Here is a 13,021-nt window from a genome sequence, read left to right as displayed (position 1 = left end):
CCCGTCTCGCGACGGATGGTCGGGGCGCACCCGCGCCTCCTAGGGTCGAGGCATGCCACCCGACGCCACGCACGCCATCGAGGTCTCGCACCTCACGAAGACGTTCGGCCAGGTCCGAGCCGTCGACGACCTGAGCTTCACGGTCCGCCCGGGCCGGGTCACCGGGTTCCTCGGCCCCAACGGTGCCGGCAAGACCACGACCCTGCGGATGCTGCTCGGGCTCGTGCAGCCGACCAGCGGGACCGCGACGATCCAGGGCCGCCGCTACACCGAGCTCGACCGGCCGATGCGCACGCTCGGCGCCGCGCTCGAGGCCGCCGACTTCCACCCCGGCCGCACCGCCCTGGACCACCTGCGCGTCTACGCGCCGCAGGCCGGTGTGCCCGACGCCCGGGCGGCCGAGGTGCTCGACCTCGTGGGCCTCGGCGCCGCCGCGAAGCGCCGCGTGGGCGGGTTCTCGCTCGGCATGCGCCAGCGGCTCGCGCTCGCCACGACGCTGCTCGGCGACCCGCCGGTGCTGCTGCTCGACGAGCCCGCGAACGGCCTGGACCCGGAGGGCATCCGCTGGCTGCGCGACCTGCTGCGCGCCCTCGCCGCCCAGGGCCGCACCGTGCTGGTCTCGTCCCACGTGCTGTCCGAGGTCCAGCAGACCGTCGACGACGTCGTGATCATCGCCGGCGGCCGGCTGGTGCACGCCTCGACCCTCGAGGAGCTCAGCCGCCTGGCGGAGTCCCGGGTCCGCGTCGCCTCCCCCGACGCCGCGGGTCTCGACGCCCTCGTCGCCCGGTCGGGCTGGCAGCGCGCGGCGCTGCCGCAGGGCCCCGGCCTGGCCGAGCTGGTCGGCACCGACGTGTCGACCGTCGGCCACGCGGCGTTCGCCGCCGGCCTGGAGCTGCACGAGCTCGCCCCGCACGCGGTCGGGCTCGAGGACGTGTTCCTCCGCCTGACCGCGCCCCGGCCCGCGGACCGCCCGCACGGCGCGCACGCGGCGCCCGCAGCACCCGGAGCGCCCGCCGGCCCCGACGCCACCACGACGACGCCCGCCGGAGGTGCGCGATGAAGGACACGCTGGTCTCCGAGTACCGCAAGATCGTCACGACCCGCACCTGGTGGGTCCTGCTGATCGTGATGGTCGGCTACATGGTGTTCCTGGGCGCCCTGATGGCGTTCGTGTTCACGTTCGACGGCGGCGCCGCGACCGGCGGCCCGACCACGACCGGCACGCCGCAGGGCCTCGCCGACCGGGACGTCGCGATCGCGGTGTACACGCTGCCCGCGTCGCTCGGCTACGTGCTGCCGCTGCTGGTCGGCGTCCTGTCGGTCACCGCCGAGTTCCGGCACCGCACGCTGACCCCGACGCTGCTCGCGCAGCCGGACCGGACCCGGTTCGTCGCGGCCAAGCTCGCCGCGGGCGTGCCGATGGGGCTGATCTACGGCGTCCTCGGGACGCTCGCGACCGTCGGCGCCGGCGCGGTGGTGTTCGCGCTGACCGACACGCCCGCCTCGCTCGGCGACGGGAGCATCTGGGCGATCATCGCCCGGACCGCGCTCGCGCTGACCGTCTGGTGCGTGCTCGGCGTCGGCCTCGGGTTCGCGATGCCGAACCAGGTCGTCGCGATCGTGGTGGTCCTGGCGTTCACGCAGTTCGTCGAGCCGATCGCCCGCGTGGGCCTGGCCCTGAGCGACGCGACCGCGCCGATCGCCAAGTTCCTGCCCGGCGCGGCGGGCGAGGCCGTCAGCGGCGGGTCGTTCTACTCCGCGAGCGGCGCCGGGGACATCCTCGGTCCGGTCGCGGGCGCCGCGGTGCTCGTCGGCTACGCGCTGCTGCTGGCCCTGCTCGGCCGGCTGACCACGCTGAAGCGCGACATCACCTGAGCGCCCGGCCCGTCGACGCACGCCCCCGTCACCACCCCGCGCGGGTCCGGTGGCGGGGGCGTCGTCGTCCGGCGCCGGGCCCCGCAGACCCCGCCATGACCGAGTTGGTCAGATCCATGCCCGGGGTAGACGTGCAGATGGGACGCGGGACACCCCCCGGCGACCCGTCGTGTGACAACCGTGTGAACCACCCGCGGCGCGCCGCTCCCGAGGGGAGATGACGTCCGGTCAGGACGTAGGGTTGGGCGCGTACTGATCCGGCGAAGACGCGGTCACGGCCGCGGAGGAAGTGGGCGATCCTCGCGTGTCCCAGCATGCGGAGCCAGACGTGAACCGGGCCGACTTCGGCGCGAACGCGTGGTTGGTGGACGAGCTGTACGAGCAGTACCTCCAGGACAAGACCGCGGTCGACCCCGCGTGGTGGGACTTCTTCGAGGGCTACAAGCCGTCGAACCCCGCGGCGACGACCTCGGGCGCACCGGGCGGCGACGGCGCGGTGGCGACCGACGGAGCCGCCGGGAGCGACGGCGCACCCGGGAACGACGGGGCGGCCGCGACGCCACCCGCTGCGCCCGCACCGACGCCCCCCGCGCCGGCCGCCCCCGCGGCTGCCTCCGCCCCGGCGGTCACGGCACCCGCCCCGGCGGCGGCCGAGCGCCCCGCGCACACCGCGCCCGGCGACCCGGTCCCCCCGGCGCCGACCCCGCAGTCGGGTCGACCCCAGGAGCAGCCCGCCCCGCGCGACCCCGAGCAGGCCGTGCCGGCCGCGTCGCCCGTGGCGACCGCCCAGCCCGCGACCGCGCCCTACGCCCCCGCGGCGAAGGCGGCGCGCGAGGCCGAGCAGCAGGTCCCCACCGGCGAGGACCAGGTGCAGCGCCTGCGCGGCCCCGCCGCCCGGGTGGTCACCAACATGGAGGCCAGCCTCGAGGTCCCCACCGCGACGTCGGTGCGCGCGATCCCCGCGAAGCTGCTGGTGGACAACCGCATCGTCATCAACAACCACCTGGCCCGCGGCCGGGGCGGGAAGATCTCGTTCACCCACCTGATCGGCTTCGCGCTGGTCGAGGCGGTCGGTGAGATGCCCGCGATGAACAGCGCCTACACGCTCGTCGACGGCAAGCCCGGCTACGTCACGCCGGCGCACGTCAACCTCGGCCTGGCGATCGACCTCGCCAAGCCCGACGGCACCCGCCAGCTGCTGGTGCCGAGCATCAAGCAGGCCGAGACGCTCGACTTCGCGCAGTTCTGGACCGCCTACGAGGACGTCGTCCGGCGCGCCCGCGGCGGCAAGCTCGGCGTGGACGACTTCGCCGGCACCACCCTGTCGCTGACCAACCCCGGCACCATCGGCACCGTGCACTCCGTCCCGCGCCTGATGCAGGGCCAGGGCACGATCATCGGCGTCGGCGCGATGGACTACCCCGCCGAGTTCCAGGGCACGTCCGACGAGCAGCTGAACCGGATGGGCGTGTCGAAGGTCCTGACGGTGACGTCGACCTACGACCACCGCGTCATCCAGGGCGCCCAGTCCGGCGACTTCCTGCGCATCCTGTCCCGCAAGCTCCTGGGCGAGGACGGCTTCTACGACCGGGTGTTCGCCTCGCTGCGGGTCCCCTACGAGCCGATCCGCTGGGTCAAGGAGGCGTCGCACGACCCCGACGCCGAGGCGATCAAGCCGGCCCGGATCGCCGAGCTCATCCACGCCTACCGGTCGCGCGGCCACCTCATGGCCGACACCGACCCGCTGGCCTACCGGCTGCGCAAGCACCCGGACCTGGACGTCCAGACGCACGGCCTGTCGCTGTGGGACCTGGACCGCACGTTCCCGACCGGCGGGTTCACCGGCAAGCCGCGCGCCACGCTGCGCCAGGTGCTCGCGCTGCTGCGCGACTCCTACTGCCGCACCACCGGCATCGAGTACATGCACCTGCAGGACCCGCGCCAGCGCCGCTGGCTCCAGGAGCGGCTGGAGGCCGGCTACGCCCCCACCCCGCGCGAGGACCAGCTGCGCATCCTGCGCCGCCTCAACGCCGCCGAGGCGTTCGAGACCTTCCTGCAGACCAAGTACGTCGGGCAGAAGCGGTTCTCCCTGGAGGGCGGCGAGTCGGCGATCCCCCTGCTCGACGCCATCCTGTCCCGGGCGGCCGAGGGCGGTCTGGACGAGGTCGCGATCGGCATGGCGCACCGCGGCCGGCTGAACGTGCTCGCGAACATCGCCGGCAAGTCCTACGGGCAGATCTTCAGCGAGTTCGAGGGCAACCAGGACCCGAAGTCGGTGCAGGGCTCCGGCGACGTGAAGTACCACCTCGGCACCGAGGGCGTCTTCACCGCCGAGTCGGGCGCCAGCACCCGCGTGTACCTGGCGGCCAACCCGTCGCACCTGGAGGCCGTGGACCCGGTGCTCGAGGGCATCGTCCGCGCCAAGCAGGACCGGATCGACCTCGGCGGCGACGGGTTCTCCGTGCTGCCGATCCTGCTGCACGGCGACGCGGCGTTCGCGGGGCAGGGCGTGGTGTTCGAGACGCTCAACCTCGCGCAGCTGCGCGGCTACCGCACCGGCGGCACGATCCACCTGGTCATCAACAACCAGGTCGGGTTCACCACCGGCCCGTCGTCCTCGCGGTCGTCGCAGTACGCGACCGACATCGCCAAGGGCCTGCAGGTGCCCGTGTTCCACGTCAACGGGGACGACCCCGAGGCGTGCGTCCGGGTCGCGGAGCTGGCGTTCGAGTACCGCGAGCAGTTCGACCGCGACGTCATCATCGACATGGTCTGCTACCGCCGCCGCGGGCACAACGAGGGTGACGACCCCTCGATGACCCAGCCGCTGATGTACAACCTCATCGAGGCCAAGCGGTCCGTCCGCAAGCTCTACACCGAGGCGCTGGTGTCCCGCGGGGACATCACGCTGGAGGAGGCCGAGCACGTGCTGCGCGACTACCAGGCGCAGCTCGAGCGGGTGTTCGCGGAGACCCGCGAGGAGGGCTGGACGCCGCCGTCCCCGGACGCGGAGCCCGTCGCCGGCCTGGAGCGCCCGGAGTCCCAGCGCGAGGACGCCGGCGTCATCATCGGCTGGCAGACCGCGGTGCCCGGCAAGGTGCTGGAGCGGATCGGGGCCGCGCACGTGCGCGCCCCCGAGGGCTTCACCATCCACCCGAAGCTCGCGCAGCTGCTGGCCAAGCGGGAGCAGATGTCCCGCGAGGGCGGCATCGACTGGGGCTTCGGCGAGATCCTCGCGTTCGGCTCCCTGCTGATCGAGGGCACCCCGGTGCGGCTCGCCGGGCAGGACTCCCGGCGCGGGACGTTCGTGCAGCGGCACGCCGTCCTGCACGACCGGGAGACCGGCGCCGAGTGGACGCCGCTGCTCTACCTGTCGGCGGACCAGGCGAAGTTCTGGGTCTACGACTCGTCGCTGTCGGAGTACGCCGCGCTCGGGTTCGAGTACGGCTACTCCGTCGAGCGCCCGGACGCCCTGGTGCTCTGGGAGGCGCAGTTCGGCGACTTCGTCAACGGCGCCCAGACCGTCATCGACGAGTTCATCAGCTCCGCCGAGCAGAAGTGGGGCCAGCACTCCTCCGTCGTGCTGCTGCTGCCGCACGGCTACGAGGGCCAGGGGCCGGACCACTCGTCGGCCCGCATCGAGCGGTTCCTGCAGATGTGCGCCGAGGGCAACATGACGGTCGCGCAGCCGACCACGCCCGCGTCGTACTTCCACCTGCTCCGCCGCCAGGCCTACACCCGACCGCGGCGCCCGCTGGTCGTGTTCACCCCGAAGTCGATGCTCCGCCTCAAGGCCGGCGCGTCGAAGGTCGAGGAGTTCACCTCCGGCACGTTCCGCCCGGTGGTCGGCGACCCCGTGGCCTCCGAGCACGCCGGACGCGTGGACCGGGTGCTGCTCTGCTCCGGCAAGCTCTACTGGGACCTGGTCGCCCAGAGGGACAAGCTCGGCGACGACCGCACGGCCATCGTCCGGCTCGAGCAGCTGTACCCGCTCGACCACGAGGGCCTGCGGGCGGCGCTCGCGCCGTTCGACGGGGCCGACCTGGTGTGGGTGCAGGACGAGCCCCGCAACCAGGGCCCGTGGGGCTACGTGTCGCTCGCGATGCCGCAGGTCGTCGGCGCCCCGGTCCGCGCGGTGTCCCGCCCGGCGTCGGCGTCCACCGCCGCCGGCTCCGCGAAGGCGCACCAGGCCGAGCAGGCCGAGCTGCTGCGGGCGGCGTTCGAGCGCTGACGGCGGGGCGTCGACCCCGCCGGCCCCACCCGGCCTCGCCGGCCCCGCCGAGACAGGACCGCCGCGTCGAGTCAGGACCTTCGGGAGTCCTGTCTCGGCGCGGCGGTCCTGTCTCGGTGCGCGCGACGGCGCCTGCTGGACGGCGCGCGGGTCAGGCGACCGAAGTCGTGGCCGGGTCGTCCGCGCAGGTGAACTGGCGGCGGTACGCCTGCGGGCTGGTGCCCAGGACCCGGCTGAAGTGGTGCCGCAGGATCGCCGCGCTGCCGAACCCGCTGGCGCGGGCGATCTCGTCGACGCCGACGGTGGTGCGCTCGAGCATCTCCTGCGCGCGCACGAGCCGCTGCCGGGTCACCCAGGCCGCGGGCGTGGTGCCGGTCTCGGCGCGGAACCGCCGGGCGAACGTCCGCTCGGACATCAGCGCCCGCGACGCGAGGTCCGGGACCGTCAGCTCCTCGTCGAGGTGGTCGGTCATCCACGCCAGCAGCGGCGCGAGGGTGTCGGCGTCGCAGGGCAGCGGCGTGTCGACGTACTGCGCCTGGCCGCCGTCCCGGTGCGGGGGCACGACCATCCGCCGGGCGACGGCGGCGGCCTGCTGGGCCCCGAGCTCGCGGCGGATCAGGTGCAGGCAGGCGTCGATGCCCGCCGCCGTTCCGGCGCTGCTGATCACCCCGCGGTCCTCGACGTAGAGCACCGCGGGGTCGACCTCGGCGGTCGGGAACCGGCGGGCGAGGTCGTCGGCGTACATCCAGTGGGTGGTGCACCGACGACCGTCGAGCAGTCCGGCCTCCCCCAGCGCGAACGTCCCGGAGCAGATGCTCATCACCCAGGCACCGCGTGCGTGCGCGGCCTGCAGGGCGTCCACCACGCCGTCGGGCAGCACGTAGGGCGCCTTGAACGGCAGGGCGACGACGAGGTCCGCGTCGGCCGCGGCCTCGAGCCCGGCGGCGATCTCGATGGTCAGGCCACCCGGGTCCATCGGCAACGGGCCGGGCTCGGGGGTGCAGAGCGTGAAGTCGAACGTCGGCCCGCCCGTGCCCGACCGGTCGATGCCGAAGACCTCGCACACGAGCCCGAGCTCGAAGGCGGACACCCCGGGGACCGCGATGGCGGCGACGCGTTGCAGCATCTGGGCAGTCTGCCACGGAACTGGCGGGATCTCGATGGGGTGCGGCTGTCCTGCCACTCGTGGCGCGTATTCGACCGGCACATGATTTCTGCCATGACCGCACTCCTGATCGCCCTGGCCCTGCTGACCCTCACCGTGTGGCTCGCCGCACGCCTCGCCGACTGGATCCGGCTCGACGGCGCCGGCACCCGCCGCCCACCCGCCTCGCACCACGACTGGACCGAGGACACCGACGCGTACCTCCGCTGAACCCGTCCGCTCGCCACCCGCACGGCGGGGCGGCTGCGCGTCGGCGGCACGGCCCTGCGACACTGGGCCGGGCGCTCCCGCCGGGCCGCGCCGCACGCACGACGGACGAGGGACGAGGTACCGAGGTGGGCGAGCTGCCGCTGCGGCTGGTGGTGGTCGGCGACGAGCTGGCCGCGGGAGCCGGAGACCCCCGGGCGCTCGGGTGGGTGGGCCGGGTCGCAGCCCGCACGACGACCCCCGTGCCGCCGACGGTCCTCACCCTCGCGGTGCCGGGCGAGTCGACCTCCGGCCTGTCCGCCCGGTGGGAGGACGAGGTCCTGCGTCGCGTCTCCCCCGAGGCCGACACGCGCCTCGTCGTCGCCCTCGGCCGCGCCGACGCGCTGACCGGGCTCTCGCTGGCCCGCAGCCGGCTCAACCTCGCGAACATCCTCGACGCCGCCGAGCAGCGCCGCGTGCCCGCGTTCGTCGTCGGCCCGCCGCCCGGCGCCGGCGTCGACCCCACGGTGCTCGCCGACCTGTCCGCCGCGTTCGCCGACGTCACGACCCGGCGCCGCGTGCCCTACGTCGACACGTTCAGCCCGCTCGCCGGGCACGAGCAGTGGCTCGCCGACCTCGCCGCGGGCGACGGGTCGCTCCCCGGCCAGGCCGGCTACGGGCTGATGGCGTGGCTGGTCCTGCACTCGCACTGGAACGCCTGGCTCGGCCTGCCGGAGGACGTGGTCTGACGGCCTGGCACGGCAGCACCCGGCCCCGCGCGGCAGCACCCGGCTCAGCGGGGCAGGGTCGCCGTGATGGCCGACCGGGCGCTGGCGAGCACGGTCCGCACGGTGTCCACGGTCAGCGCCGGGACCTCCCCGCGCGCGTCGGCCTCGCGGAGCGCGGCGCGCACCTCCGCTCGGAACGTCGCCAGCTCGGTCTCGACCTGCACCCGACGGTCGCGCGACTGCGACCGGCGCCGCGCACGCGCGGTCGGGGTCTCCCCCGCGTGACCCTCGTCCGACCGCGCCTGCTGGGCAGCCACGGCCCGCGCCTGCTGGGCGGCCGCGGCGACGTCGGCGCGCATCCCCGCCATCGACCCCGCCACCTCGGCGCGCACCCGTGCGGCGAGGTCCCGCACGGTGGCCGCGAGCTCGCGCTCCAGGAGCGTCAGCTCCTCGCCGTGGTCGGCGAGCTCCCGGTGCCCTCGCTCGGTGAGCGCGTAGAGCGTCTTGCGCCCGGCCGCGGTCCGCTCGACCAGGCCCTCCTCCTCGAGGCGGGCCAGCCGGGGGTAGATCGTCCCCGCGCTCGGCCGGTACGTGCCGCCGAACCGGTCCGACAGCGCGGTGATGAGCTCGTACCCGTGCCGCGGTCCGGTCGCGAGCAGCGAGAGCAGGTAGAGCCGCAGCTGCCCGTGCCCGAAGACCGCCATCAGCCCGCGGCGGGCGGCACGACCGGCTCGGCCAGGGGCGCACCGTGCAGCACGGTGAGGTGCCCGGAGACCGTCTGGGCGTAGACGTAGCAGGTCGCCTGCGGGTCGCGCAGGTCGAGGCTGGTCCGCCCGGGGCGCCGGTCGCCGTGCTCCACCCCGTCGACCACGACCCGGCCCGACACGCTGCGCGCCTCGATGGCGACGCCGTGCCCTGCGGGGAGCCGCACGGCGACGTCGCCCGAGACGGTGCGTGCGTGGCACACCGACGTCGCGGCGAGGCAGTCCAGCGTGACCTCGCCCGACACGGTCGTGACCGTGACCCGGGACAGGGCCCCGGCTGCGGTCGCCGCCCCCGACACGGTGGCGACGTTCAGGTCGCCCGCGTGGTCCCGCACGACGACGTCGGACGACACGCTCTTGGCCGTCAGCGCGCCCCGGGTCCCGTCGACGAGCACGCTCCCGCCGACCGTCGACACCGACGCGTCCTGCTGGACCCCGGTCAGCAGCAGGTCGGCGTTCACCGAGGAGATCGACGCGGCGACCGCGCGCGGGACCGCCAGGTGCACGTCGACGCCGTCACGCTGTCGGGGGCCGCGGAGCCGGTCGAGGAAGCCGTCGAGCCCCGTCACCGACCGCACCCCCGCCCACAGCGCCCCGTCGGCGTAGGTGACCTCCAGCGGCAGCCCGTCGACCCGGTGCACCTCGATCCGCACGTCGGTCCGCGCAGGGTCCTCGTGCGCCACGACGTCCACCCGCCCGCCGTTCACCTGGACGCGCACCGAGCGCACGTCGTCGACGTCGATCACCTGCGGGCCGAGGACGACCCAAGACTCCGTGGCCATGCCGCGCTCCTCCGTGTCGAGATATATCGCGTCCCGACACCGTACGTCGCCGCCCCGGGCAGCACAAGGGCGCCGGACCCCCGAGGGGACCGGCGCCCACGGGCGTGGCCCGGGCGTCAGGACACGAGGCCGACCGACCGCAGCTCGACCGTGAGGTCCTGCGGGTTGGTGGCCACGGCGAGCGCCTCGTCGAACGTCACCGTGCCGTCCACGACGAGCCGGACGAGGTGCTGGTCGAAGGTCTGCATCTTGTAGTAGTCGCCCTGGCGGATCAGGTCGATCAGCGGCTCGCTGCTCGAGGGGTCGAGGATCGCCTCCGCGGTCCGCCCGGTGTTGACGAGCACCTCGACCACCGCGATCCGCCCCTGGCCGTCGGCGCGACGGGCCAGGCGCTGCGAGACGATGCCCCGCAGCGACTGCGCGAGCGCGACACGGATCTGCTGCTGCTCGTGCGGCGGGAAGAAGTCGACGATCCGGTTCACGGACTCCGCGGCGTCGATCGTGTGCAGCGTCGACAGCACGAGGTGCCCGGTCTCCGCGGCCGACATCGCAGCCCGCACGGTCTCCAGGTCACGCATCTCGCCGACCAGGATCACGTCCGGGTCCTGGCGCAGCGCGGCGCGGAGCGCGACGGTGAAGTCCGCCGTGTCCTGCCGGACCTCGCGCTGCGAGACGATCCCCCGCTTGTCGTGGTGCAGGACCTCGATGGGGTCCTCGATCGTGACGATGTTGGCCTCGCGCGTCGTGTTGATCAGGTCGATCATCGACGCCAGCGTGGTCGTCTTGCCCGAGCCGGTCGGGCCGGTGACGAGCACCAGGCCGCGGGGCTCCAGCGCCAGCTCGCCCAGCACCTCGGGCAGGCCCAGCTCCGCGAGCGACTCGGCGCCCATCGCGACCAGGCGGAACACCATGCCGTAGGTGCCGCGGGCCTGGTAGGCGTTCACGCGGAACCGGCCGACGCCCGACAGCGAGAACGCGAAGTCCGCCTCGTGGGTGCGGACGAACGTCTCCGTGAGCTCGTCGGGCAGCACCTCGCCGAGCATGTGCTCGGTGTCGCGCGGCGTCAGGCTGGGCACCTGGAGGCGGCGGAGGCGGCCGTCGACGCGCACGCGCGGCTCGGAGCCGACCTTCACGTGCAGGTCGGACCCGCCCGCCTGGGAGAGGGCGTGCAGGAGGGGCACCACGGACTGCGGCTGGTCGGTCACCCCTCTCCCATCGGCCGGAACGCGGCCGTCCTTGAGGCACCGGTGCGGGCGACCCCGCCCGGATGTGGGACGATGGGGAGTCACTGGGCCGTCGGGGCATCCTCCGTCCGGCCGGAAGCCTGACCAGGGAGAGATCGATGAGCAAGCGTGGCCGCAAGCGCCGTTCCCGCGCCGGGAGCTCCGCCAACCACGGCAAGCGTCCCAACGCCTGACCGTCACCGGCGCAGCCGTAGCGACGACGAAGGGCCCGGTGCACCTGCACCGGGCCCTTCCTCGTGTCCGCAGCCGTGTCCGCGTCCGCGGCGTCAGACCGTCCGGGTGACCCGGATCTCCGTGAGCCGCGCGTGGATCTTCAGCCGCAGGTCCGCGGGCGCCTGCTCCTGGCAGCACCGCTTCACGAGCTCCTTGAGCATCGTCTCGACGGCCATCTCGTCCAGGCAGGGCCGGCAGTCCTCGACGTGCGCGCGCACCTGGGCGGCGTCGTCGGCGGGCAGCTCGCTGTCCACGTAGGCGAAGAGCCGGCCGAGGGCCTGCTCGCAGTTCGGGCCGCAGCCCGCCTCGGCTCCCGGCGCCACCGCTGCCGCGTCGTCCCCCTTCATCGCGTCCCCCCTGCGCTTCCCGTGCCCTGCTCCCGTGCCGACGGCGTCGCCGCGACGAGCCCGCGGTCGCGGGCGTAGTCGGCCAGCATGTCCCGGAGCTGCCCGCGCCCGCGGTGCAGCCGGGACATCACCGTCCCGATCGGCGTGCCCATGATCTCGGCGATCTCCTTGTAGGCGAAGCCCTCGACGTCCGCGAGGTACACCGCCATCCGGAAGTCCTCGGGCAGCCGCGCGAGCGCGTCCTTCACGTCGGAGTCCGGCAGGTGGTCCAGCGCCTCGGCCTCGGCCGACCGCAGGCCGGTCGACGTGTGCGACTCGGCGCGGGCGATCTGCCAGTCCTCGATGTCGTCGGCCTGGGACTGCTGCGGCTCGCGCTGCTTCTTGCGGTACGTGTTGATGAACGTGTTCGTGAGGATCCGGTACAGCCACGCCTTGAGGTTGGTCCCCGGGCGGTACTGGTGGAACGCGGCGAACGCCTTCGCGAACGTCTCCTGGACCAGGTCCTCGGCGTCCGAGGGGTTGCGCGTCATGCGCAGGGCGGCGCCGTACAGCTGGTCCAGGTAGACCAGCGCCTCGGCCTCGAACCGCTCGCTGCGCGCCGCGTCGTCCTCGGACTCCGGGGCGCGTGTCGTGTCCTCGCTCATCACCCCCGAGCCTAGTCCGAGCACGGGCGGTGCGCCGCCGGCGGCCCGTGGGGGCAGCACGGCGACGGAGGCGGCCGGGGCGAGCGGCCGCTCGAGGGTGGAACAGCTCATGGTCGTCCCAACACGGCCCGGCCCCCGGCGCATTCCCGGTCGAGCCCCGAGAGCGCCCGGGCAGGACGCGGCGGGCACGCCCCGCTAGGTTGATCCGCAGGTGTCCGCACGTCGCGGACGACCCCGAGGAGGACGTCATGCTGCTGCGCCGCATCGCCCGACCGCTGTTCGCGTCGTGGTTCCTGACCCAGGGCGTCGACGCCCTGCGCCGCCCCGCCCCGCACGTCGCCGTCGCGCGCGACGCGATCGGCCGCCTGGAGGCACGGGTGCCCGCGGGGGCGCTCGGCGGGGCGCTCGACGCGTACCGGCACCCCTCGGACTCCCAGCTCCGGCTCGTCGTGCGCGTGCACGGCGGCGCGACCGCGCTGGCGGCGCTGCTGCTCGCCACCGGCCGGGCACCGCGGACGGGTGCGCTCGCCCTCGCCGCGCTCACGCTCCCGCTCGCCGCTGCCGACGCCCCGCCGTCGCGCTCCGAGAAGGCGCACCTCACCGAGCAGGAGAAGAAGGACCGCAAGGCGCGGTTCCTGCGCGGGCTGTCCCTGTCCGGCGGCGCGCTGATCGCCGCCGCCGACACCGCCGGGCGACCCGGGATGCGGTGGCGCGTCGAGCACGCCCGGGCGACCCGGGCCGCGGCAGCCGCCGCCTCGTCGGCTGCCGCGACGGCTGCCGCGGCGCAGCGGTCGGCGAAGCAGAAGCTCACCGACGCCGTGCACTGAGCCGGTCACGCACCA

At 74.5% G+C, this 13,021-nt stretch carries 13 protein-coding genes; 7 read left to right on the top strand and 6 right to left on the bottom strand.

The annotated features are described in order from the left end of the window. Nucleotides 1-52: 52 nt before the first annotated feature. The 3 genes from ACFVXN_RS02740 to ACFVXN_RS02730 all read left to right on the top strand — a co-directional run bounded on the left by ACFVXN_RS02740 (nt 53) and on the right by ACFVXN_RS02730 (nt 6,106). Nucleotides 53-1,060, top strand: coding sequence for an ABC transporter ATP-binding protein (locus ACFVXN_RS02740; protein ID WP_389226866.1), 1,008 nt, complete (start codon nt 53-55; stop codon nt 1,058-1,060). After that, nucleotides 1,057-1,875 (top strand): ABC transporter permease, encoded by an 819-nt coding sequence (locus ACFVXN_RS02735; protein ID WP_389226863.1) that lies wholly within the window; start codon nt 1,057-1,059, stop codon nt 1,873-1,875. The genes ACFVXN_RS02740 and ACFVXN_RS02735 overlap by 4 nt, the downstream gene beginning before the upstream one ends. Before the next feature lie 328 nt (nt 1,876-2,203). Continuing rightward, nucleotides 2,204-6,106: a multifunctional oxoglutarate decarboxylase/oxoglutarate dehydrogenase thiamine pyrophosphate-binding subunit/dihydrolipoyllysine-residue succinyltransferase subunit gene (locus ACFVXN_RS02730; RefSeq protein ID WP_389226860.1), complete on the top strand. Its 3,903-nt coding sequence runs from the start codon at nt 2,204-2,206 to the stop codon at nt 6,104-6,106. Between the two features lie 151 nt (nt 6,107-6,257). On the opposite strand, the gene ACFVXN_RS02725 is transcribed toward ACFVXN_RS02730, so the two are convergent. Then, the gene (locus tag ACFVXN_RS02725; RefSeq protein ID WP_389226857.1) at nt 6,258-7,232 is read right to left on the bottom strand and encodes a GlxA family transcriptional regulator; all 975 of its coding nucleotides are present in this window, start codon (nt 7,230-7,232) and stop codon (nt 6,258-6,260) included. A 93-nt stretch (nt 7,233-7,325) separates the two neighbouring features. Here ACFVXN_RS02725 and ACFVXN_RS02720 point away from each other — a divergent pair, with 93 nt between their 5' ends. Further along, nucleotides 7,326-7,481 (top strand): hypothetical protein, encoded by a 156-nt coding sequence (locus tag ACFVXN_RS02720; protein WP_389226854.1) that lies wholly within the window; start codon nt 7,326-7,328, stop codon nt 7,479-7,481. A 125-nt stretch (nt 7,482-7,606) separates the two neighbouring features. Further along, nucleotides 7,607-8,206 carry a GDSL-type esterase/lipase family protein gene (locus tag ACFVXN_RS02715; RefSeq protein WP_389226851.1) on the top strand — a complete coding sequence of 200 codons (600 nt, stop codon included), beginning with the start codon at nt 7,607-7,609 and terminating at the stop codon, nt 8,204-8,206. Between the two features lie 44 nt (nt 8,207-8,250). Here the strand turns inward: ACFVXN_RS02715 and ACFVXN_RS02710 are convergent, their stop codons facing one another. The 3 genes from ACFVXN_RS02710 to ACFVXN_RS02700 all read right to left on the bottom strand — a co-directional run bounded on the left by ACFVXN_RS02710 (nt 8,251) and on the right by ACFVXN_RS02700 (nt 10,936). After that, complete coding sequence (locus tag ACFVXN_RS02710) at nt 8,251-8,889, bottom strand: PadR family transcriptional regulator (protein WP_389226848.1); 639 nt, start codon at nt 8,887-8,889, stop codon at nt 8,251-8,253. Further along, nucleotides 8,889-9,731: a DUF4097 domain-containing protein gene (locus ACFVXN_RS02705; RefSeq protein ID WP_389226845.1), complete on the bottom strand. Its 843-nt coding sequence runs from the start codon at nt 9,729-9,731 to the stop codon at nt 8,889-8,891. Before ACFVXN_RS02705 ends, ACFVXN_RS02710 begins: the two co-directional genes overlap by 1 nt. A gap of 116 nt (nt 9,732-9,847) precedes the next feature. Continuing rightward, entirely contained in the window at nt 9,848-10,936 is a 1,089-nt protein-coding gene (locus tag ACFVXN_RS02700; protein ID WP_389226842.1) for a type IV pilus twitching motility protein PilT, read from the bottom strand. Between the two features lie 137 nt (nt 10,937-11,073). On the opposite strand from ACFVXN_RS02700, the gene ACFVXN_RS02695 reads away from it, so the two are divergent. Beyond that, nucleotides 11,074-11,148 (top strand): 50S ribosomal protein bL37, encoded by a 75-nt coding sequence (locus ACFVXN_RS02695; RefSeq protein WP_123371254.1) that lies wholly within the window; start codon nt 11,074-11,076, stop codon nt 11,146-11,148. A 93-nt stretch (nt 11,149-11,241) separates the two neighbouring features. On the opposite strand, the gene rsrA is transcribed toward ACFVXN_RS02695, so the two are convergent. Continuing rightward, nucleotides 11,242-11,535 (bottom strand): mycothiol system anti-sigma-R factor, encoded by a 294-nt coding sequence (gene rsrA / locus ACFVXN_RS02690; protein ID WP_389226839.1) that lies wholly within the window; start codon nt 11,533-11,535, stop codon nt 11,242-11,244. Next, the gene (locus ACFVXN_RS02685) at nt 11,532-12,290 is read right to left on the bottom strand and encodes a sigma-70 family RNA polymerase sigma factor (protein ID WP_389226836.1); all 759 of its coding nucleotides are present in this window, start codon (nt 12,288-12,290) and stop codon (nt 11,532-11,534) included. The genes rsrA and ACFVXN_RS02685 overlap by 4 nt, the downstream gene beginning before the upstream one ends. Nucleotides 12,291-12,427: 137 nt before the next feature. On the opposite strand from ACFVXN_RS02685, the gene ACFVXN_RS02680 reads away from it, so the two are divergent. Further along, nucleotides 12,428-13,006, top strand: a complete 579-nt coding sequence (locus ACFVXN_RS02680) for a DoxX family protein (protein WP_389226833.1) — start codon at nt 12,428-12,430, stop codon at nt 13,004-13,006. The last annotated feature ends 15 nt before the right edge of the window (nt 13,007-13,021 follow it).

It is taken from the genome of Cellulomonas sp. NPDC058312, assembly GCF_042880135.1.
GTDB lineage: Bacteria > Actinomycetota > Actinomycetes > Actinomycetales > Cellulomonadaceae > Cellulomonas.
This window is presented reverse-complemented; position numbering and strand designations above follow the sequence as displayed.